The sequence below is a fragment of the Neisseria sp. P0019.S002 genome (assembly GCF_051957155.1).
In the GTDB taxonomy this organism is placed as follows: Bacteria; Pseudomonadota; Gammaproteobacteria; order Burkholderiales; family Neisseriaceae; genus Neisseria; species Neisseria perflava.
The window spans coordinates 215,785-236,438 of record NZ_JBQCWS010000001.1; the positions used below are offsets into that span (position 1 = coordinate 215,785).

At 48.0% G+C, this 20,654-nt stretch carries 21 protein-coding genes; 20 read left to right on the forward strand and 1 reads right to left on the reverse strand.

Translation table 11 applies throughout. From position 1 onward, the window contains the following. Window positions 1-5 precede the first annotated feature (5 nt). From der to ACTHTY_RS01090, 19 genes are all read left to right on the forward strand, one after another. The gene (der, locus tag ACTHTY_RS01000; RefSeq protein WP_440366187.1) at window positions 6-1,463 is read left to right on the forward strand and encodes a ribosome biogenesis GTPase Der; all 1,458 of its coding nucleotides are present in this window, start codon (window positions 6-8) and stop codon (window positions 1,461-1,463) included. 297 nt (window positions 1,464-1,760) lie between these two features. Beyond that, window positions 1,761-2,057 (forward strand): RNA chaperone Hfq, encoded by a 297-nt coding sequence (gene hfq / locus ACTHTY_RS01005; RefSeq protein WP_036493792.1) that lies wholly within the window; start codon window positions 1,761-1,763, stop codon window positions 2,055-2,057. Window positions 2,058-2,135: 78 nt separating this feature from the next. After that, a complete protein-coding gene (locus tag ACTHTY_RS01010) occupies window positions 2,136-2,705 on the forward strand; it encodes a class I SAM-dependent methyltransferase (RefSeq protein ID WP_440366188.1) in 570 nt (189 codons plus the stop codon). Window positions 2,706-2,760: 55 nt separating this feature from the next. Then, window positions 2,761-3,135 (forward strand): SirB2 family protein, encoded by a 375-nt coding sequence (locus ACTHTY_RS01015; protein WP_070695352.1) that lies wholly within the window; start codon window positions 2,761-2,763, stop codon window positions 3,133-3,135. A gap of 15 nt (window positions 3,136-3,150) precedes the next feature. Next, on the forward strand, window positions 3,151-3,639 hold the full coding sequence (gene folK / locus ACTHTY_RS01020; RefSeq protein ID WP_440366189.1) for a 2-amino-4-hydroxy-6-hydroxymethyldihydropteridine diphosphokinase: 489 nt from the start codon (window positions 3,151-3,153) through the stop codon (window positions 3,637-3,639). Window positions 3,640-3,736: 97 nt separating this feature from the next. Beyond that, window positions 3,737-4,372, forward strand: coding sequence for a deoxynucleoside kinase (locus tag ACTHTY_RS01025; protein ID WP_049350657.1), 636 nt, complete (start codon window positions 3,737-3,739; stop codon window positions 4,370-4,372). Between the two features lie 36 nt (window positions 4,373-4,408). Continuing rightward, complete coding sequence (locus ACTHTY_RS01030; protein WP_440366190.1) at window positions 4,409-4,852, forward strand: peroxiredoxin; 444 nt, start codon at window positions 4,409-4,411, stop codon at window positions 4,850-4,852. A 76-nt stretch (window positions 4,853-4,928) separates the two neighbouring features. Beyond that, a complete protein-coding gene (gene xerD / locus ACTHTY_RS01035) occupies window positions 4,929-5,807 on the forward strand; it encodes a site-specific tyrosine recombinase XerD (protein WP_440366467.1) in 879 nt (292 codons plus the stop codon). Between the two features lie 227 nt (window positions 5,808-6,034). Beyond that, window positions 6,035-6,235 carry a (2Fe-2S)-binding protein gene (locus ACTHTY_RS01040; protein ID WP_003681978.1) on the forward strand — a complete coding sequence of 67 codons (201 nt, stop codon included), beginning with the start codon at window positions 6,035-6,037 and terminating at the stop codon, window positions 6,233-6,235. A 149-nt stretch (window positions 6,236-6,384) separates the two neighbouring features. Next, complete coding sequence (locus tag ACTHTY_RS01045) at window positions 6,385-6,618, forward strand: glutaredoxin family protein (protein WP_070461515.1); 234 nt, start codon at window positions 6,385-6,387, stop codon at window positions 6,616-6,618. Window positions 6,619-6,687: 69 nt separating this feature from the next. Continuing rightward, a complete protein-coding gene (gene scpB / locus ACTHTY_RS01050; protein WP_004519443.1) occupies window positions 6,688-7,296 on the forward strand; it encodes an SMC-Scp complex subunit ScpB in 609 nt (202 codons plus the stop codon). 244 nt (window positions 7,297-7,540) lie between these two features. Next, on the forward strand, window positions 7,541-9,556 hold the full coding sequence (locus ACTHTY_RS01055) for a BCCT family transporter (protein WP_440366191.1): 2,016 nt from the start codon (window positions 7,541-7,543) through the stop codon (window positions 9,554-9,556). A gap of 199 nt (window positions 9,557-9,755) precedes the next feature. Further along, window positions 9,756-11,417 (forward strand): DNA repair protein RecN, encoded by a 1,662-nt coding sequence (gene recN / locus ACTHTY_RS01060; RefSeq protein ID WP_440366192.1) that lies wholly within the window; start codon window positions 9,756-9,758, stop codon window positions 11,415-11,417. A gap of 115 nt (window positions 11,418-11,532) precedes the next feature. Then, window positions 11,533-12,489 (forward strand): glutathione synthase, encoded by a 957-nt coding sequence (gshB, locus tag ACTHTY_RS01065; RefSeq protein ID WP_371509913.1) that lies wholly within the window; start codon window positions 11,533-11,535, stop codon window positions 12,487-12,489. Between the two features lie 68 nt (window positions 12,490-12,557). Continuing rightward, window positions 12,558-12,941 (forward strand): diacylglycerol kinase, encoded by a 384-nt coding sequence (locus tag ACTHTY_RS01070; protein WP_440366468.1) that lies wholly within the window; start codon window positions 12,558-12,560, stop codon window positions 12,939-12,941. 131 nt (window positions 12,942-13,072) lie between these two features. Then, window positions 13,073-13,549 carry a copper chaperone PCu(A)C gene (locus ACTHTY_RS01075; protein ID WP_004519448.1) on the forward strand — a complete coding sequence of 159 codons (477 nt, stop codon included), beginning with the start codon at window positions 13,073-13,075 and terminating at the stop codon, window positions 13,547-13,549. A 126-nt stretch (window positions 13,550-13,675) separates the two neighbouring features. Beyond that, entirely contained in the window at window positions 13,676-14,779 is a 1,104-nt protein-coding gene (gene mnmA, locus ACTHTY_RS01080; RefSeq protein WP_440366193.1) for a tRNA 2-thiouridine(34) synthase MnmA, read from the forward strand. Between the two features lie 93 nt (window positions 14,780-14,872). After that, complete coding sequence (locus ACTHTY_RS01085) at window positions 14,873-16,528, forward strand: AMP-binding protein (RefSeq protein ID WP_440366194.1); 1,656 nt, start codon at window positions 14,873-14,875, stop codon at window positions 16,526-16,528. A gap of 124 nt (window positions 16,529-16,652) precedes the next feature. Next, the gene (locus ACTHTY_RS01090) at window positions 16,653-18,287 is read left to right on the forward strand and encodes a CTP synthase (protein ID WP_004519451.1); all 1,635 of its coding nucleotides are present in this window, start codon (window positions 16,653-16,655) and stop codon (window positions 18,285-18,287) included. Window positions 18,288-18,350: 63 nt separating this feature from the next. On the opposite strand, the gene ACTHTY_RS01095 is transcribed toward ACTHTY_RS01090, so the two are convergent. Then, the gene (locus ACTHTY_RS01095; protein WP_440366195.1) at window positions 18,351-19,097 is read right to left on the reverse strand and encodes a carbonic anhydrase; all 747 of its coding nucleotides are present in this window, start codon (window positions 19,095-19,097) and stop codon (window positions 18,351-18,353) included. Window positions 19,098-19,485: 388 nt separating this feature from the next. Between ACTHTY_RS01095 and ACTHTY_RS01100 the strand changes: the two genes are divergently transcribed. Continuing rightward, the gene (locus ACTHTY_RS01100) at window positions 19,486-20,601 is read left to right on the forward strand and encodes a porin (protein WP_440366196.1); all 1,116 of its coding nucleotides are present in this window, start codon (window positions 19,486-19,488) and stop codon (window positions 20,599-20,601) included. Window positions 20,602-20,654: the final 53 nt, after the last annotated feature.

Genomic DNA, 20,654 nt, shown 5'->3' on the forward strand with positions numbered 1-20,654 from the left:
CAATTATGAAACCAACCATCGCGCTTGTCGGCCGCCCCAATGTCGGCAAATCTACTTTATTCAACCGTTTGACGCGCACCAAAGACGCGCTCGTGCATGACCTGCCTGGCCTGACGCGTGACCGCCATTACGGTCATGGCAAAGTCGGCAGCAAACCTTATTTGGTCATCGATACCGGCGGTTTTGAGCCGGTTGTGGACAGCGGCATTTTGCACGAAATGGCAAAACAAACCTTGCAGGCTGTCGATGAAGCCGATGCGGTTGTGTTTTTGGTGGACGGTCGTACCGGTTTGACGCCGCAAGATAAAATTATTGCCGACCGTTTACGCCAAAGTCCGCGTCCCGTTTATTTGGCCGTGAATAAAGGCGAGGGCGGCAATAGGGCTGTACTTGCAGCCGAGTTCTACGAACTTGCCTTGGGCGACCCTTATGTTATTTCAGGTGCGCACGGCGATGGCGTGTATTATTTGATTGAAGAGATTTTGGAAACCTTCCCTGAGCCTGAAAAGGAAGAGGAAGAAGCGAAACATCCTGTTTTTGCTGTAATCGGCCGTCCAAATGTCGGTAAATCGACCTTGGTAAACGCCATTCTCGGCGAGGAACGCGTGATTGCTTTCGATATGGCAGGCACGACGCGCGACAGTATCCATATCGATTTTGAACGCGAAGGCAAGCCGTTTACCATCATCGATACCGCAGGTGTGCGCCGTCGCGGCAAAGTGGATGAAGCGGTGGAAAAGTTCTCCGTTATCAAAGCCATGCAGGCGGTTGAGGCGGCAAACGTTGCTGTTTTGGTGTTGGATGCGCAACAAGATATCGCCGATCAAGATGCGACGATTGCAGGTTTTGCTTTGGAAGCAGGCCGTGCTTTGGTGGTGGCAGTCAATAAATGGGACGGCATCAGCGAAGAGCGCCGCGAGCAAGTGAAACGCGATATCAACCGAAAACTGTATTTCCTTGATTTTGCTAAGTTCCACTTTATTTCTGCGTTGAAAGAGCGCGGTATAGACGGTTTGTTTGAAAGCATTCAGGCTGCCTACAATGCGGCGATGATTAAGATGCCGACGCCGAAAATCACGCGCGTATTGCAAAGCGCGATCGAGCGTCAACAGCCGCCGCGCGCTGGTTTGGTGCGTCCGAAAATGCGTTATGCCCACCAAGGCGGCATGAACCCGCCGGTGATTGTGGTTCACGGCAATTCGCTGCACGCCATTTCTGACAGCTACACACGTTATCTGACCCAAACGTTCCGCAAAGCCTTCAATCTGCAAGGTACGCCGCTCAGAATTCAATACAATGTTTCGGAAAACCCGTATGAAAATGCGGAAGACAAACCGAAGAAAAAACCGCTACGCCGTGTCAGCTTGAGCAACCGTATTGAGAAACGCGAAGGCCGCAAGGAAGAGAAAAACCGCTTCAAGAAGAAAACCAAAGTCAGCGTGAAAAAACAATTTAGCAAATAAGCACAAAGGCCGTCTGAACAATTTCAGACGGCCTTTTTATAATGAAAAACAACTCATTAGAGCTTCGTAGCATATTTTCGATAGGGTTTGCTGAATTTAAAAAAACATCAAATTTGAATTGGGAATTGTTGTGAATATGAAAATGAAACAGTCAGTTTGTCGTGAAGTTCCCTGATTGCTGGATTCCTAAACGGTGTGATAGAAAAAAATAGTTGGTAATTTATCCTATTCGGGGCTACAATCCCATCAAACGCCGATTTTGGCGTCTTTACAATCATAATAATGGAGCTCAAGAATATGACAGCTAAAGGACAAATGTTACAAGATCCTTTTTTGAATGCGTTGCGTAAAGAGCACGTTCCGGTTTCGATCTACTTGGTAAACGGCATTAAGCTGCAAGGCCAAGTGGAATCATTCGACCAGTACGTTGTTCTGCTGCGTAATACTTCCGTCACTCAGATGGTTTACAAACACGCTATCTCAACAATCGTTCCTGCACGCGCAGTCAGCCTGCAACACGAAAACAAACAACCTCAAGCCGCTGCCGCAGCTGCTCCGGTTCAAGTTGAGACTGTGCAACAACCTGCCGAATAAATGATGTAACGCATTCCTGTTTTTCAATACCTTACCGCTTTTGCGGTAGGGTATTTTTATTTTCAGACGACCTTTATCATGCTGCTTGAAAACATTCTTCCTTTTGCACATTCCCTGTTACGACAAGCCTTAAAATCAGGCTGCCGCGCTTTGGATACGACGGCCGGAAACGGGCATGATACTTTGCTGTTGGCGCAGTCGGTTGGCGAGACGGGTAGGGTGTGGGCATTTGATGTGCAACCCAAAGCACTGGAGCAGACTCAAGGCCGTCTGAAAGAAAATGGCGTAGATGGTTGGGTAGCTCTGATACATGACGGCCATGAAAACCTTTTATCTTATCTCGACGAGCCTTTAGATGCCGCAGTATTTAATTTCGGTTGGCTGCCGGGTGGCAATAAAAGCTGTACGACTGAGGCGGCAAGCAGCATCCGTGCGCTGACGGATACTTTGGGTTTGCTGAAAGAGGGCGGGCTTGCCGTGGCGGTATTGTATCCGGGGCATGAAGCCGGCCGAATAGAGGCTGAAGCGATTGTGCAATGGGCGGAAACTTTGCCGCAGGAAGCATTTGCCGTGTTACGCTATGGCTTTGTCAACCGCCGCAATGCGCCTCCCTATCTGCTGGCGATTGAAAAGTTGCGTCAGAAATAGATGTTTGCGGTAAAATAGCTGCTTTGTTTTTCAACCTTTAACATAAGAAACTGCCATGCAATATCTGTTTGTAAAATACAGCCATCAGATTTTCGTTGCCATTACCATCCTGTTGTTCAACATCCGTTTTTTCCTGCTCTGGCGTCATCCTGAGAAACCGTTGTCAGGCATTTGGAAAGCCATGCCGCATTTGAACGACACCATGTTGCTGTTTACCGGCTTGTGGCTGATGAAGATTACCCATTTTTCGCCGTTCAATGCGCCGTGGCTCGGCATGAAAATCCTGCTGTTGCTGGTTTATATTGTATTGGGCATGATTATGATGCGTTCGCGTCCGCGTTCGCCGAAATTCTATATCGTCTACGTTTTGGCCATGTCGTGTGTTGCCACGATTGTTTTCCTTGCCAAAACCAAAACGCTGCCGTTTTAAAAGAGGCTGTCTGAAATGTATCCGCATTTTGCCGTTATCGCTTTGGGCAGCAATCTCGCCAATCCTGCTGAACAGGTTCGCACCGCTTTGGCCGAATTGGCCGCGCATCCGCATATCCGGCTTGAAAAGACTTCTTCCCTGTATCTAACTGCGCCGGTCGGCTATGATGATCAGCCCGATTTTGTGAACGCGGTTTGCGCGGTGAAAACATCATTGGACGGCGTAGCGCTGTTGGCAGAGTTAAACCGCATCGAGGCCGAATTTGGGCGCGAACGTACCTTCCGGAATGCGCCGCGCACTTTGGATTTGGACATCATCGATTTTGACGGTATTCGCAGCGATGACCCGCATCTGACCTTGCCGCATCCGCGAGCGCATCAGCGCAGTTTCGTTATGTTGCCGCTGGCCGAAATCCTTCCGGATTTCGAGTTGGGTGAGCATGGCAGTGCGGCTGATTTGGCTCAAGCTTTGGGCTGGCAGGGTATTCGCCTGTTGAAAGAATAAGGGCCGTCTGAAAAACGGACTAAAACAAGAAAGGGCGTGTTGGACACGCCTTTTTTGCTATAAAATATTGTTGGAAAACACATTACAAAGAGTTACTATGAATCCTCGTTATATTGTTGTCGAAGGCGCCATCGGTAGCGGCAAGACCGCTTTGAGCCGCCGTTTGGCAGAGCATTTCAGCGCGTTGCTGTTGTCGGAGAATCCGGATCACAATCCGTTTCTCATGAAGTTTTACAGCAATGTTTCCAATAATGGCTTGGCTGCCGAACTTTTCTTCCTAACGCGCCGCGCTGAAAGCGTGAATATTATTGAAGAACAATGCGCGCAAGGCGGAATGGTTGTGGCTGATTTTCTGCCGGAAAAAGACCGTATTTTTACGCCCATCGTTTTGAATGATGACGAGCAGCAGCTTTTTGCCGATATGAAGCAACGTATTCTGCCGCAATACGCGGAGCCTGATGTGGTGATTTATCTGCAAACCGCCGTCGAAAACAACCGCAAACGCCTACAAAAACGTCACGAAGGCATCATCAGTTTGTTCCCCGAAGGCTATTTGGGACGTGTGCATGACGAATACAGTCATTTCTTCCATTTGTATCAAAGCGCGCCTTTGCTGACTGTCAATGCCGATGAGTTGGATTTGGCCGGCAATGACGACCACTTCCAGCTTTTGTTGCGCGCATTGGAAGATTTTCAAGGTACGCGCAGTTATTTGAATTTAAGTGAAAAATAAACGCAGGCTAGGTTTAGGCCGTCTGAAAGGAATAATATGTCAAAATATCAATTTACACTCCCATCTTCTTCCGGCAGCGATTTTAACTCCGCCGAACATTTGCCGTTGGTTGTCTATTTTTATCCTAAAGACAGCACGCCCGGCTGTACCACCGAAGGTTTGGATTTCAATGCCCGATTGGAGCAATTCAAAGCATTGGGCTATACCGTTGTCGGCATTTCGCGCGACGGTATCAAATCGCATCAGAATTTCTGCGCCAAGCAAGGCTTCCAGTTTGAATTGTTGAGCGATAAAGAAGAAACCGTCTGCAAACTGTTTGACGTGATCAAGCTGAAAAAGCTTTACGGCAAAGAATCCCTCGGCATCGAGCGCAGTACGTTTGTGCTGGACAAAAACGGCGAAATCGCCCATGAATGGCGCAAAGTCAAAGTGGCCGGACACGCGCAGGAAGTTTTGGATACAATCTCTCAAGCCTCTTAAATAGGGCTTTGAAAACCTAAGGCCGTCTGAACGGATGTAAAGCCATGCCGTTCAGACGGCCTTTCAATACAGTTTGATGGATATGGACGATTTAATAGACAAGCTGCTTGAATCCCTTTGGCTGCAAGACAGGCTCAGCCACAATACGCTGCAAAGTTACCGCCGTGATTTGGTCAAGGTCGCGGCGCGTTTGGCCGAGGGTGGGCAGGATTGGTTGAGTGCCGATGAATTTTCCCTGTCTGATGCCGTATATGCGGAGGGGGAAAAAAGCACGTCCCAAGCACGAGCCTTGTCGGCTTGCAAGCGCATGTACGGCTGGTTGGAAGAAACAGGTCAAAGAGCAGACAATCCCACCCGTTTTCTCAAAGCGCCGAAATCGGAACGCAAACTGCCCACGCTGATTACCGAAGCCCAAATCGACGCGCTGCTGGCTGCACCGGATGTGGAAACGCCGCATGGACTGCGCGACAAAGCCTTGCTTGAAGTCATGTATGCAACAGGTTTGCGCGTGACCGAAGCCGTCAAATTGACGCTCAGCGATATCGATTTACATCGCGGCAGTATCCGTACCATAGGCAAGGGCGACAAATTGCGTCTGGTTCCACTGGGGCAGGAAGCGGCGTATTGGGTGGAACGCTATTGCAACGAATCGCGTCCGTTGTTGCTGAAAAACAAAATCTGCAACGAAGTGTTTGTCAGCCAGAAACGCAGCGGCATCAGCCGTCAACTTGCATGGATGATAGTCAAAGAATATGCCGAAGCGGCCGGTATTGCTTCGCTCAGCCCGCACGGTTTGCGCCATGCTTTTGCCACGCATTTGGTCAATCACGGCGTCGATTTGCGTTCGGTCCAGATGATGTTGGGACATTCCGATATCAACACCACACAGATTTATACCCATGTTGCTAATATTCGTTTGAAAAACATGGTCGATGAACACCATTCCCGTTCATGAATAGAGGCGGCATTTCGAAGATGCCGCCTTTTGTTATCGTGGCCGTCTGAACGGTTATAAAGTTTACTATTTATAAAATAACAATCAAAATACAAATTTACATAGAAAAATTTTAAAACAAAAGGACGGTGCCAATATTGCAATGCAAACCGTTTTTATTTATATTTACGTTCAAGAATAAATCCTACTCTCAATTACAGAGGGTAACAAAATTATTGGAGCACATCATGTTTGTCTGCATCTGCAACGCCATTACTGACCACGACATCAAAGAGACCATTGCCGCCGGTGCAACCACCATGAGCGATTTGCAGGCTCAATTGGGCGTGGCGACTTGTTGCGGTTGCTGCGGCGAATTGGCTGCATCGTTTTTGACTGCAAGCAGTGCCCAAAATACCGTGACTGCCGGTATCAACGTTCAGTCTTAATTTTAGAATACACACAAAGGCCGTCTGAAGGCGTGACAGAAATCCTTGATTTCGTTTCGCGCCTGTTCAGACGGCCTTTGTCATGCCTGTATGGTTTGGCGGCATTTTGCTATACAATGGCCGCTTTTGTCCCTCCGAGAGTAACCGCCATGAAACTGACCTTGATGTTTCGGGAATATTGCAGCCTGTGCCACAAAATGCGCGAACAATTAAAGCCTTATCAGGAGCAGTTTGGATTTGAGCTGGATATTGTCGATGTTGATGCCGATCCGGTTTTAGAAGAAAAGTACAATGAGCTGGTGCCTGTTTTGCTGGATGGCGATACTGAAATCTGCCATTGGTTTTTGGACGAAGAAAAACTGAAAGCGCATTTGAGTGCGTAACAAACCATTAACCATATTATCTTTCAGACGGCCTTTGGCTGTTTATGCCGTCTGAACATTGATTTTATTATGACTGAAAAACTTTCTCCCGATGCGCTGATTGAAGCGGCGCTGTTGACGCAAGTCGAACCCTTAAACGAAAAAGCCATGCGCGAATTGTGTGTGCCGCCGTTGTCGCAAGACAAGCTGATTGACGTGTTGGCGCAACTGAAGGCCCGCTGGCAGGGCAGGGCTTTGCAACTGGTGCATACCCATGAGGGCTGGCGTTTCCAAATCGCCCAAGCCGCCTTTGAACGACTGGGCAGCCTGCAAGAGCAGCGCGCGCCGCGTTATTCCCGCGCCGTGATGGAGACGCTGGCGATTATTGCCTATCAGCAACCGGTAACGCGTGGCGATATTGAAGGCATACGCGGCGTGGCGGTGTCGCAAAATGTGATGCAAACCTTGCAGGATAGGGGCTGGATTGAAGTCATCGGCCACCGTGATTCTGTCGGCCGTCCGGCTTTGTGGGCAACAACAGCAACATTCTTAAGCGATTTGCGTTTGGAAAGTTTGGAAGAATTGCCGCCGCTGACTGAATTGGGCGAGCTGGTGTTGCCTGATTTGATGGAAACGCCGCCGACAGGCGATGAGGAGGCTGAAGAAGCAGTAGAATCAGGAAGCAGACTGATTAACTGATTTGAATGTAAAGGCCGTCAATCGTGTTTCAGACGGCCTTTATTGTTGTATAACATCATGATTTTAAATATAATTTTCATCTATTTTAATAACTTATTGATTTTGTGATATAATTTAAGAATTATTAGAATAAATATCTCTCATTCTGTAATAGTTTGAGAAGGCATACGGAAACGTTTCTTTCTTTATCAATCGGCAGCCCGTTTGTTCTTCAAATATGCGCTGTATCAACTACGGAACCGATATGAAATTCAAACAATTTATTCAAAACAAATCTTCTTTCAACCCAAGCGTGGTCGGTATTACGCTTTTCTTCGTCCTTTTGCTTTTGTCAGCTGCTTTGGTTTGGCCTCAAAATACTGAGGCTTTGTTAAATGCCATGAAGCAGTTTATTTTTCAAAATGTCAGTTGGTTTTACATTCTGACTTTCTCTGTATTCCTTATTTTCTTATTGGCGCTTCCCATCAGCAGCTTCGGCAGTATCAGGCTGGGTACAAACGAGGACGAACCTGAGTTTTCGTTTTTATCATGGCTGGCCATGCTGTTTGCGGCCGGCATGGGCGTGGGCTTGATGTTTTTCGGTGTGGCCGAGCCGTTATCGCATTTTTCTTCCCCGATTGCCAAAGGCAATGCGCAAGAGGCGATTCTGCATACGGTGTTCCACTGGGGGATTCATGCCTGGGCAATCTACGGAATCATCGCACTTGCCTTGGCGTATTTCGGTTTCCGCTACAAATTGCCGCTGGCGTTGCGCTCCTGCTTTTATCCGATTTTAAAAGACAAAATCAACGGCAAAATGGGCGATGCCATCGATGTGATGGCTTTGATTGCGACTTTGTTCGGTATTATCACAACCTTGGGATTTGGCGCGGCACAAATGGGTTCCGGTTTGCTGAAGATGGGCTGGGTGCAGGACAACAGCTATGTCTTGCAGGTCGGCATTATCGTTGTTGTGATGGCGATTGCCATATTTTCCGCAACTTCGGGCGTGGGCAAAGGCGTCAAAATTTTGAGTGAAACCAACTTGGTATTGGCACTGTCATTGCTGTTGTTTGTCTTGTTGAGTATGCCGACGACGTATTTGATTTTCGCATTCAGCGACAATTTGGGCACTTATTTGAGTAACTTCGTTTCGTTCAGCTTTAAGTCATATACCTACGAGCCTGAGCATACAAAATGGTTTACCGGCTGGACGGTGTTGTATTGGGCTTGGTGGTGTTCGTGGTCGCCTTTTGTCGGTTTGTTCATTGCCCGAATTTCACGAGGCAGGACCATCCGCGAATTTATTTTTGGCGTATTAGCAGTGCCTAGCCTGATGAGTATTTTGTGGTTTACCGTATTTGGTAATTCGGCCTTGTGGCTGGACACGCATGTGGCAAACGGCGCCTTGTCTGCCTTGACCAACGAGCCTGAAAAATTGTTGTTTGCCTTTTTGAATTATTTGCCGTGGCCGGTTGTCAGCAGCTTGGTTGCATTGCTAGTGATTGCGCTGTTTTTTATCACTTCTGCCGACTCAGGCATTTATGTGCTGAACAATATTGCTTCGCGCGATAAAGGGCTGGCTTCGCCCAAGTGGCAATCGGTTATGTGGGGCGTGTTGATTTCGGCTGTGGCTATTGTGTTGTTGGGTGCCGGCGGTTTGCCTATTTTGCAAACCATGACCCTGATTGCGTCTCTGCCGTTTGCGGTGTTGATGATTTTTATGATGGTTTCTTTGTGGAAAGCCCTGAACAACGATGCCAACTATTTTGCAACTGCGGTCAATCCGGGCAGTATTTTCTGGTCGGGCGATCATTGGAGGGAACGCCTTGGACAAATGATGAATCAGACGCAGGAAGTCGATATCATCAAATTTATGAAAAATACGGCGCTTCCGGCAATGCAGGAATTGAAAAACGAATTGACCGAAAAATACAATATGGACGTAGAAATCCGTTGCCTGTTGCAACAGGATGAGCCGTCGGTGGAGCTGGTGGTGCATAAAGGGACGGTAAGGGATTTTGTCTATGGGATTAAATCCGTAAAGCGGGAAATTACCGACCAGTTGATTCGTGAAGACAGCCTGCCTCATTTCAAATATGCGGCAACGTTCATACCGTTGACGTATTTTTCGGATGGGCGCGATGGATACGATGTGCAATATATGACGCACAAAGAATTGATTGCCGATATGCTCAAGCAGTATGAGCGTTATCTGAACCTGCTTGCCGGAGTAGGGCAGGAATTGATGGGGCATGAACAAGTAGAGCTGGCAGAGTAAAATAAATTTAGGCCGTCTGAACATGTAGCAATATTCAGACGGCCTTTTTATTGCCTGATTAAAAAATAATTTGTTTAAAATAAATATCTTAGATAAATCATAAGAAAAATCTGATTTAAACTATAAAAAATCTTAGTTATAATCAGCTTATCTAAAGCTATTCCGCATAGGTGCGGGTGATTTACTAAGGAATACTGCAATGCTGTTGGCACTTTCTTTGCGTGATTTTGTCATTGTTGAAAACCTGAATCTTGATTTTCAAAACGGCTTTACCGTATTGACGGGCGAGACCGGCGCAGGCAAATCGATTACTCTGGATGCGATTGGCCTGTTATTGGGCGATAAAGCCGATTACAGCCAAGTGCGCAGCGGCGCCAAAGAAGCGCAGTTGTCGGCTTTGTTCGACATCAGCGGTTTGCCTGAGCTGAAAGAGCAGCTGCAGGAGCAAGGCCTTTTGGAAGAAGATGCCGAAGAGCTCAGCATCCGCCGTATTATCGATGCCAAGGGTAAAAGCCGCAGTTATATCAATAATCAGGCAGCAACATTGGCGCAGCTGAAAGCCATCGGCGAGCAGTTAATCGATATTCACGGCCAAAATGCCCATCATTCGTTGAATCAAGAATCCGCGCAACGCGAGTTGTTGGATGCGTTCGCCGGCAGCAAAGAGCAGGCGGAAACGGTCAAGCAGCTTTATCAAAACTGGGTTAATGCGAAAAAAGCTCTGCAAGAAGCACAAGAGCAGGCAGAAACCATGGCCCTCGAGCGCGAGCGTTTGGAATGGCAGTTTAATGAATTGAACCAATTGGAGCTCAAACCCAACGAATGGGAAACCTTAAGCCAAAGCCACGACAGCCTGGCGCATTCGGCCGAGTTGCTGCAAACCGCCGAGCAGGTGGGCGAAAGCATAGACGGCGACAACGGCATCCAACGTCAAATCTACCAATGCCAAAAACTGCTGGGCAATCTGCAAAACATTGAACCGCGCTTTGCCGAAAGCCTGAATATGTTGGCAAGTATTGAAGCCGAGTTGGGTGAAATCAGTGCCAATATGCGCGATGTGGCCGGCCGCAGCGATATCGATCCGAATGAATTGGCCGCACAAGAAAGCCGTATGGGTGAATTGATGAGCATGGCGCGCAAATACCGCATTGAGCCGGAAGAGCTACCGCAAAAGTTGGCGGAAATTGACGAGCGCCTACAAAACCTGCAAGCGGCCGCTGATTTGGAAGCCTTGGAAAATACGGTTGCGCGCAATCTTGCCGAATACCACGAAGCCGCGCACATTCTCTCCGCCATGCGCCATCAGGCAGCCGGCCGTTTGGGCGAAGAGACCACCGAGCATATGCAGCATTTGGCCATGAAAGGCGCACGTTTTGACATCGTCTTGTTGCCGTCTTCGCCGACCGCACATGGGCTGGAACAAGTGCAATTCCAAGTGGCGGCGAATAAAGGCAGTCCGTCCCGACCTTTGAACAAAGTGGCTTCCGGCGGCGAATTGGCACGTATCAGCTTGGCTTTGCAAGTGGTTGCCAGCCAATACACGCAAGTGCCGACATTGATTTTTGACGAAGTGGATACCGGTATTGGTGGCGGAGTTGCTGAAATGGTCGGTAAAGCTTTGCGTGCCTTAGGTAAAAAACATCAAGTCTTGGCGGTAACCCATCTTCCTCAAGTCGCCTCTTGCGGTGAAAACCATTGGCAGGTCCGCAAGCATAGCGAAGGGGAGCAAACCGTCAGCGAAATCAGTGTCTTGAACCATCATCAGCGCATTGAGGAAATCGCGCGTATGCTGGGTGGCGAAATCATTACCGATACCACACGCAGCCATGCCGCCGAACTCTTGCATTTGGCAGCCGCCTAAAAGCCTCAAGGCCGTCTGAAAATAGGATTCAGACGGCCTTTTCTATATTTTGCCACCTTTTCAGGCAGGCAGAATACAAGGTATGATTATATCGTCTGTTTACAAGGAAATTTTGATGAAAGTCCTGTTTATCGCCGATCCAATGGCAAGTTTTAAAACCTATAAAGACACTACTTACGCCATGATGCGTGAAATGGCAAAGCGCGGTTGGCAGCTTTTTCATACCTTGAGCGGAGAATTGTCCGTCCGTGAAGGCTGGGTAGTGGCTCAGGCAGCGGCATTTGAGTTTGTCGGCGCGAAGAGTGATGACGATCACGAATGGTTTAAAGCAGAGGCAAAAGTTCAGACGGCCTTGAAAGATTTCGATGCGGTCATTATGCGCACTGATCCGCCGTTTGATATGCAATATCTGTACGCGACCCAGTTTTTGACGTTGGCAGAGCAGCAGAGCGCAAAAGTATTTAACAGCGGACAGGCAATGCGCGATTTCAATGAGAAATTGGCGATTTTGAACTTCAGCCAGTTTACCGCGCCGACTTTGGTTACCACACGTTCCGCCGATGTCCGTGCCTTTTTGAAAGAACACGGCGATATCATCATCAAACCTTTGGACGGCATGGGCGGTATGGGCATTTTCCGCCTGACCGAATCCGACCCCAATATCGGCAGTATCCTTGAAACCCTGATGCAGCTTGATTCACGCACCATCATGGTGCAACGCTATATTCCTGAAATCGTACATGGCGACAAGCGCATTTTGATTATCGGCGGGGAAGTTGTTCCGTATGCTTTGGCGCGTATTCCGCAAAACGGCGAAACACGCGGCAACTTGGCTGCCGGCGGTCGCGGCGTGGCACAGGAATTGAGCGAGCGCGACCGTGAAATTGCAGAAACCCTTGCGCCTGAATTGAAGCGTCGCGGTATTTTGCTTGCCGGTTTGGATGTCATCGGCAACAACCTGACCGAAGTCAATGTAACCAGCCCGACCGGCTTCCAAGAAATCATGAAGCAAAAAGATTTCGACGTTGCCGCCATGTTTGCAGATGCCGTAGCATCTTGGGCAAAACAATAAACCCAAAGGCCGTCTGAAAATTAACCCGACCGTTTCTTTTCAGACGGCCTTTTTATGTTGAGAATATGATGGAACCATCCTCCTACGCATCTGAAAAAAAAGGTAAAAACGGCATTAAGCGCATTATCAATGCGTTTGGTTATTCCAAAGACGGACTGGCTGCCGCGTACCGTTATGAAAGCGCATTTCGCCAAGTTTTTTGGTTGAACCTGATTTTAATTGTCTTGGCTTTGTTCCTTGATTTCGGATCGGCCATTAAAATGGTGCTTGTTGCTGCATCGTTTGTTTCATTGATTACCGAATTGTTTAATACCGCCGTCGAAGCAGCTGTTGACCATACCTCTACTGAAAAACACGAGCTGGCCAAGCGTGCCAAAGATGCCGGCTCGGCCGCGCAACTGATGGCTTTGTTCATGTTATTTATTGTTTGGATTATTGCATTAACTGCTTAAAAATGTGGTAATATGGTAATTCGTTAGGATTAGATAGTATTAATTAATCTATATCAAAGTTTTCAGACGGCCTTTGGTTGTAAGATGAAGGCCGTATATCCCAGCCATTTGGCAAACACAAGGAGCAAAACATGAAAAAATTAATGGCAACCCTGATTCTGGCAGGCTTGGCAACTTCCGTATCTGCAGCCGGTATCCATATTGAAGACGGTTGGGCACGTGCCACTGTCGAGGGTATGAAAATGGGTGGCGCATTCATGAAAATCCAAAACGATGAAGCCAAACAAGACTTCTTGGTAGGCGGCAGCAGCCCTGTTGCAGAACGCGTTGAAGTACACACCCATATTAACGACAACGGTGTTATGCGTATGCGCGAAGTTAAAGGCGGCGTGCCTTTGGCTGCAAAAGGCGTAACCGAGCTGAAACCGGGCAGCTACCACGTTATGTTTATGGGTCTGAAAAAACAATTGAAAGAAGGCGAAAAAGTGCCTGTAACCCTGAAATTCAAAAACGCCAAACCTCAAACTGTCGAGCTGGAAGTGAAAACCGCGCCTAAAGCCGAAATGCAGCACGATCACGGCGCACACGGTGGCGCACATCAGCACTAATTGCTTGAATTTGCATATAAAGGCCGTCTGAAAGTCATTGGGCTTGCAGACGGCCTTTTCTGTCGTCAAATCAAAATGTGCTAAAATCACGCTTTAAAAAATGTATTTGAAACCCACATTCCCCTCATGAATACTACCAGCACACCAACAAACATCATCGTCGGCCTTTCCGGCGGCGTCGATTCCTCCGTTACCGCGGCCCTGCTCAAACAGCAAGGCCATCAAATCAGCGGCGTGTTCATGCAGAACTGGGAAGATGACGACAACGACGAATATTGCAGCATTAAACAAGACTCCTTTGATGCCATTGCCGTTGCCGATATCATCGGTATCGATATCGACATCGTCAATTTTGCCGCGCAATATAAAGACAATGTATTTGCCTATTTCCTCAAAGAATACAGCGCAGGTCGCACGCCAAACCCGGATGTCTTGTGCAATGCCGAAATCAAATTTAAATGCTTTTTGGACTATGCCATAGAGCAGGGCGCCGATACCATTGCCACCGGACACTATGCCCGCAAAGAAGTTCGCAACGGCGTGCATTACCTGCTCAAAGGCTTGGATCAAAACAAAGACCAAAGCTATTTTCTGTACCGCCTCAAGCCTTTCCAACTCGAGCGCGCGATTTTCCCATTGGGCGAGTTGGAGAAGCCTGAAGTCCGCCGTCTTGCCAAAGAATTTAAATTACCGACTGCAACCAAAAAAGACAGTACCGGCATCTGCTTTATCGGCGAACGCCCGTTCCGCGAATTTCTGCAAAAATACCTGCCGACCAATAATGGCAAAATGGTGACCCCTGAAGGCAAAGTAGTCGGCGAACACGTCGGCCTGATGTTTTACACGCTGGGCCAACGCAAAGGCTTGGGTATCGGCGGCGCAGGCGAGCCATGGTTTGTTGCGGCCAAGGATTTGACCAAAAACGAACTGATTGTCGTCCAAGGTCATGACCATCCTTTGCTTTATACGCAAAGCCTGATTATGAACGATTTGAGTTTCACATTGCCCGAACGTCCAAAAGAAGGGCGCTATACCTGCAAAACGCGCTACCGTATGGCTGACGCGCCTTGCACGTTGCGTTACTTGGATGATGAAACCATTGAGCTTGTCTTTGATGAGCCGCAATGGGCGGTAACCCCCGGACAATCTGCGGTACTGTACGACGGCGATGTGTGCTTGGGTGGCGGTATCATTATGTCCACCGACAAGCCTGTCATTATTACTGCTTAATAAAAGGGCCGTCTGAAAACGAAGCGGCAGATTGAATAAAGCCTTTCAGATGGCCTTGATTTCAAAAAACGACTAAATAAAAGACTGATCAATATGGAAAAACTCTGGCTCAAAAGCTACGAACAAGGTGTCAACCCCGAAATCGATATTTCGCAATACAGCTCCATCAGCGACGTATTCCGTCAAAGTGTTGAGAAATTTTCGGATAAACCTGCTTTTCAAAACATGGGCAAAACGCTGACTTATGCCGAAGTGGGCAAGTTGGCGACTGATTTTGCATCTTACCTGCAAAACGTATTGAAACTGCCGCGCGGCGAGCGTGTGGCGATTATGATGCCGAACGTTTTGCAATATCCGATTGCGCTTTTCGGTATTTTGCAGGCAGGTTTGGTGGCAGTGAATACGAATCCGCTTTATACGCCGCGCGAGTTGGAACATCAGTTGAAAGACAGCGGTGCGACAACGATTGTCGTGTTGGAGAACTTTGCCAATACGTTGGAGTTGGTGTTGCCGCGTACACAAATCAAACATGTGATTGTCGCGTCAGTCGGTGAGATGTTCGGCATGATTAAAGGCGCGTTGATGAACTTCGTCATCCGCAAAGTGAAAAAAATGGTGCCGGAATACCGTATTCCCAATACCGTGACTTTTCAGACGGCCTTGAAGCAAGGTGCGGCAAATACGTTCAAACCAGTCGAGTTGACGCGCGACGATACTGCCTTGCTGCAATATACAGGTGGTACGACCGGTTTGGCGAAAGGCGCCGTCCTCAGTCACGGCAATATTTGCGCCAATATGTTGCAGGCAAAAGAATGGATTAAATTCCAACTGAGCGAAGGCAAAGAAACCGTCATCGCCGCTTTGCCGCTGTACCATATTTTTGCGTTGACGATAAACCTGATGATTTTTGCGAATACAGGTTCAAAAATCATCCTGATTACCAACCCGCGCGACATGAAAGGCTTTATTGCTGAATTGAAAAAAGAGCGTATTAGCGTATTTGTCGGCGTAAACACTTTGTTTAATGCGATGGTCAACCGTCCTGATTTTGCCGAAATCGATTTTTCTTCTTTGAAACTGACGGTTGGCGGCGGTATGGCAACGCAAAAAGCCGTTGCGGAAAAATGGAAAAAAATCACCGGTACGCCGATTGTGGATGCTTACGGTTTGACCGAAGCTAGCCCTGGCGTATGTTGCAATCCTTTGAATATCGAGGCTTACAGCGGCGATATCGGTTTGCCGGTTCCTTCGACCGAAGTCGAATTACGCGATGCGGACGGCAAAGAAGTGCCTATCGGACAGCCGGGCGAATTGTGGGTACGCGGTCCGCAAGTGATGAAAGGCTATTGGAACCGTCCTGAAGAAACCGCCAAAGCAATCGATGCACGTGGCTTTTTAGAGACCGGCGACATTGCCGTGATGGATGAAAAAGGCTGGCTGAAGCTGGTGGACCGCAAAAAAGATTTGATTGTGGTATCCGGCTTCAATGTGTATCCGAACGAAATCGAAGAAGTGGTGGCCAGCAACGACAAAGTCTTGGAAGTCGCCTGTATCGGCGTGAAAAGTGAGAAAACCGGCGAAGCGATTAAGGTCTTCGTCGTACGCAAAGATCCGTCTTTGACCAAGGAAGAACTGATCGATTTCTGCCGTAAAGAGCTGACTGCTTATAAAGTGCCGAAAGACATCGAATTCCGCGACGAGTTGCCAAAATCCAACGTTGGCAAAATCCTGCGCCGCGAGTTGCGCTGATATATAGAATTAGTATGATAAGGCCGTCTGAAAACGCTGTTTTCAGACGGCCTGAAGCTTTTGCCGTTTGCCAGAATATGCTGCTTCAAGTTAAAATCACACATTCCAACATGGGTATCACATCATGACTAAATTTATTTTCGTAACCGGCGGCGTTGTATCTTCTTTGGGTAAAGGTATCGCCGCCGCTTCTATTGCTACTATTCTCGAGTCGCGTGGCTTGAACGTGACCATGCTTAAACTCGACCCGTATATCAACGTTGACCCGGGTACCATGAGCCCGTTTCAACACGGTGAAGTATTTGTGACCGATGACGGCGCGGAAACCGACCTCGACCTCGGTCACTACGAGCGTTTCATTAACGCCACCATGACCCGCCGCAACAGCTTCAGTACCGGCCAAGTCTATGAAAACGTGATTGCTAAAGAGCGTCGCGGCGACTATTTGGGCGGTACTGTACAAGTGATTCCGCACATTACCGATGAAATCAAACGCCGTATCCATGAAGGCGCGGCCGGTTATGATGTGGCGATTGTCGAAATCGGCGGTACAGTCGGCGATATCGAATCGTTGCCTTTCTTGGAAGCCATCCGTCAAATGCGCAGCCAGCTCGGCCGCAACAATACATTGTTTGCCCACCTGAGCTATGTTCCTTACATTGCCGCTGCCGGCGAAATCAAAACCAAACCGACCCAGCATACCGTTAAAGAAATGTTGAGCATTGGTTTGCAACCGGACATCCTAATCTGCCGTATGGACAGAGAAATGCCTGCGGACGAGCGCCGTAAGATTGCTTTGTTCTGTAACGTTGAAGAACGTGCCATCGTGGGCAGCTACGATGTGGACAGCATTTACGAATGCCCGGAAATGCTGCACAACCAAGGTATCGACAGCATTATTACCGAGCAGCTTCAACTGAATGTCAAACAAGCCGATTTGACCGAATGGAAGAAAATCGTTCACGCGATTCAAAATCCGAAACACACCGTCAAAATCGCAATGGTCGGCAAATACGTTGATTTGACCGAGTCCTACAAATCGCTGATCGAAGCCCTGAAACACGCCGGTATTCATACTGAAACCGACGTACAAATTACCTTTGTCGACAGTGAAAGCATCGAGAAGGGCAATGGCGACGTTTCCATGCTCAAAGACATGGATGCGATTTTGGTGCCGGGCGGCTTCGGTTCACGCGGCGTAGAAGGCAAAATTGCCGCCGTACGTTATGCACGTGAAAACAACGTACCATACTTGGGCATCTGCTTGGGCATGCAAATTGCCCTGATCGAATACGCCCGCGATGTTGCAGGCTTGAAAGGTGCGAACTCTACCGAGTTTGACTTGAAATGCGCCGCGCCTGTCGTTGCCCTGATTGACGAATGGCAAACTGCAGACGGCAGCGTAGAAACCCGCGACGAATCTGCCGATTTGGGCGGTACCATGCGTTTGGGTGCGCAAGAAGTTGACCTCAAACCAGGCAGCCTTGCGGCAAAAATCTACGGCAGCGAACATATCCGCGAACGTCATCGCCACCGCTACGAGGTCAATAATAACTATGTTCCTCAGTTGGAAAAAGCCGGTTTGGTCATCGGCGGCGTATCCGCAGGCCGCGAGCGTTTGGTTGAAACCATCGAATTGCCAAATCATCCTTGGTTCTTCGCGTGTCAGTTCCATCCGGAATTTACTTCCAATCCGCGCAAAGGCCATCCTTTGTTCAGCGCGTTTGTGAAAGCCGCGTTGGGTAACAAAAAAGCCTGATTGATGTGATTGAAAAAGCACCCGTTTCTGGGTGCTTTTTTTGTTTTCAGACGGCCTTAGAAGTTATTTGTCTTCATTGACTTCGCGGTCGTTCAAAGGTTGTACGGGACGGTTGTTTTCGCCGCCGATAATATCGCGCATGGCTTTAAACTGCGCCGCATCTGCCTGAACCGGAGTTTTTAAGACAACCCAAGTCACGTTTTCGCTGCAAGGCGGTGTTGTCAGCGAGCCTTTCAGTTGGAAGGACTTGCTATCTTTAGGCAGCAGGGCTTGGATATTCAAGTTTTTCAACGTTACGGATTCGCCCGCTTTCAGTTTTTTGGCAGTGAGCGCGGACAAGGCAGGGTTGTTTTTGCCCGGTTTAAATACAGAGCCGATGACCGCCAAAGTGCCGTCTTCGGCTTGATGAACGAAATGCGCTTCCATTGGAAAATGTTTGCCTTTGAAAGTATGTTCGCTCGGCGTATGGAAGTGGAATTGTTTGAAGGTATAGGTTTTACCGTTAATCACGATGGTTTGGGCCTTGCCTTGCGGCGTGGCTTGAAGGGTGTGGCCGTTATTTTCTACTTTGTAGTCGGCGACGTTGTAACGGTATGCCGGTTGTTTGCCTTTTACTGCTTTTGTTGTGGAGAAGTCCACTGGAGATTGCTGTTTGCCTGTTTTGCAGACGGCAAAGTCTTCACTCAAGTCGCCCCAGTGTGCAGCATCGTTTTCACCTGTGTAAGACCAATGTGCATGATGGGTTTCGGCGGACACCGCTGCAGTAGAGACAGCCATTAGCAAAGATAAAAAGAGATGTTTGTTTAACATAAAGGCTCCTATTTATTTATATTAGGTAAAAGGAAAAATTTATACCAAATAAATTATTGATATAAAAAAACTTCTTTATAAGAAGTAAGTTAATGATAGTGGCAATTTGGGAATATTGGGTTGATATATGGCAAACATTTATCAAGCAATCATTTTTGATTAAATGATTGCAATAAGAGGGATGATTGTCCTTGTTGTAACTTTGAATAGGAGAGGCCGTCTGAAATTTCTTTCAGACGGCCTGTTTTATTTGAGAATGTTGTAAAAAGTCTAAACTCTAATGAATAAAAGTGTTTCTCAAGATGAAAGTAGTTGTTTGTAGCGTTGGAAAACATTAATATTGCTAAACGTGTTTTCACGAGATTTTAACTTTGTTTTGGAGAGAATAATGAAAAAATCGATTATCGCTTTGGTTATTGCCGGTTTGCCACTGGCTGCATCTGCAGAAGTGATTCTGTATGGTCAAATCAAAAGCAGCGTGACCGTCGGTCAAGTAAAAATCAAAGGTGATGCAGGTTCTGAAACCAGCTCTACCGCAACCAGCATCAATGACAATACTTCCCGTATCGGTTTCAAAGGCAGCGAGAACTTGGGCGGCGATTTGAAAGCCATCTGGCAAGTTGAACAAAAAACGGCCATTACCGGTGGTTCCCAAGGTTTTGCCACTCGAGACTCCTTCATCGGCCTGCAAGGTAACTTCGGTAAGATTCGCGCCGGTAAACTCAGCAATATGCTGAATGAAATGGACACCATCGATCCATGGATGTACAAAACCAATGCCGCAGGCTTGGGCATCTTTACCCGTACCGGCAACCGTAACGCCGCTGTACGCTATGACAGCCCGGATTTCGGCGGATTCAAATTCAACGTGTCTTACGCACCACGCGACAACCGCAATCCTTCAGACAAATACACGCACACCCAAGCGGCCAAAGACCAATACACCGGCGGCGTGAGCTTCTCTAAAAACGGCTTTACCGCCAATGCGGCTTACGGCCACTACAACGGCGCGTACACCGACAAATCAGGCAAAATCAAAGCGGCGCAAATCGCCAAAGTCGAAACTTATTACGATAAAGACAATCTCTTTGTCGGCGGCGGCGTACACTATGCCAAAGGCCATGAGACAGGCAACGAATATTTAGGCTATTTCACCGATGGTTTTAATGAGTACAAGGGTAGTGACATTACTGTCGATACAGGCAAATCTGAAGCCGTAAAAGTAGTTGATGCAGCGGTAACTGTCGGCTACAAATTCGGCAACGTGACCCCACGCATTACTTACGCACACGGCTGGCCTGCCAAGGGCGTGAACAGTGGCGAGAAATTGGTGGATAAATTCGACCAAGTCGTTGTCGGCGGCCAATACACCTTCAGCAAACGCACCGGCATCAATGCCCAACTGGCGTATCTGAAAGTCGGCAACAAAACCCGTCTGACTGCAGCCAACAAAGGCGGCGTTGAACAAAAAGCCGCTTCCGTGGGCCTGTATCACAAATTCTAAGCCGTCTTGAAAGACAAGGCCGTCTGAAAAATTTCAGACGGCCTTTTTGTTGA

Coding starts and splice junctions, on each gene's coding strand:
- ACTHTY_RS01025 (WP_049350657.1), top strand. CDS start 3,737: ATGAATCCTCGTTATATTGTTGTCGAAGGCGCCATCGGTAGCGGCAAG.
- gshB (WP_371509913.1), top strand. CDS start 11,533: ATGAAAGTCCTGTTTATCGCCGATCCAATGGCAAGTTTTAAAACCTAT.
- hfq (WP_036493792.1), top strand. CDS start 1,761: ATGACAGCTAAAGGACAAATGTTACAAGATCCTTTTTTGAATGCGTTG.
- ACTHTY_RS01055 (WP_440366191.1), top strand. CDS start 7,541: ATGAAATTCAAACAATTTATTCAAAACAAATCTTCTTTCAACCCAAGC.
- ACTHTY_RS01040 (WP_003681978.1), top strand. CDS start 6,035: ATGTTTGTCTGCATCTGCAACGCCATTACTGACCACGACATCAAAGAG.
- ACTHTY_RS01045 (WP_070461515.1), top strand. CDS start 6,385: ATGAAACTGACCTTGATGTTTCGGGAATATTGCAGCCTGTGCCACAAA.
- ACTHTY_RS01100 (WP_440366196.1), top strand. CDS start 19,486: ATGAAAAAATCGATTATCGCTTTGGTTATTGCCGGTTTGCCACTGGCT.
- ACTHTY_RS01015 (WP_070695352.1), top strand. CDS start 2,761: ATGCAATATCTGTTTGTAAAATACAGCCATCAGATTTTCGTTGCCATT.
- ACTHTY_RS01095 (WP_440366195.1), bottom strand. CDS start 19,097: ATGTTAAACAAACATCTCTTTTTATCTTTGCTAATGGCTGTCTCTACT.
- scpB (WP_004519443.1), top strand. CDS start 6,688: ATGACTGAAAAACTTTCTCCCGATGCGCTGATTGAAGCGGCGCTGTTG.
- ACTHTY_RS01090 (WP_004519451.1), top strand. CDS start 16,653: ATGACTAAATTTATTTTCGTAACCGGCGGCGTTGTATCTTCTTTGGGT.
- ACTHTY_RS01075 (WP_004519448.1), top strand. CDS start 13,073: ATGAAAAAATTAATGGCAACCCTGATTCTGGCAGGCTTGGCAACTTCC.
- folK (WP_440366189.1), top strand. CDS start 3,151: ATGTATCCGCATTTTGCCGTTATCGCTTTGGGCAGCAATCTCGCCAAT.
- ACTHTY_RS01010 (WP_440366188.1), top strand. CDS start 2,136: ATGCTGCTTGAAAACATTCTTCCTTTTGCACATTCCCTGTTACGACAA.
- xerD (WP_440366467.1), top strand. CDS start 4,929: ATGGATATGGACGATTTAATAGACAAGCTGCTTGAATCCCTTTGGCTG.
- ACTHTY_RS01070 (WP_440366468.1), top strand. CDS start 12,558: ATGGAACCATCCTCCTACGCATCTGAAAAAAAAGGTAAAAACGGCATT.
- recN (WP_440366192.1), top strand. CDS start 9,756: ATGCTGTTGGCACTTTCTTTGCGTGATTTTGTCATTGTTGAAAACCTG.
- ACTHTY_RS01085 (WP_440366194.1), top strand. CDS start 14,873: ATGGAAAAACTCTGGCTCAAAAGCTACGAACAAGGTGTCAACCCCGAA.
- ACTHTY_RS01030 (WP_440366190.1), top strand. CDS start 4,409: ATGTCAAAATATCAATTTACACTCCCATCTTCTTCCGGCAGCGATTTT.
- der (WP_440366187.1), top strand. CDS start 6: ATGAAACCAACCATCGCGCTTGTCGGCCGCCCCAATGTCGGCAAATCT.
- mnmA (WP_440366193.1), top strand. CDS start 13,676: ATGAATACTACCAGCACACCAACAAACATCATCGTCGGCCTTTCCGGC.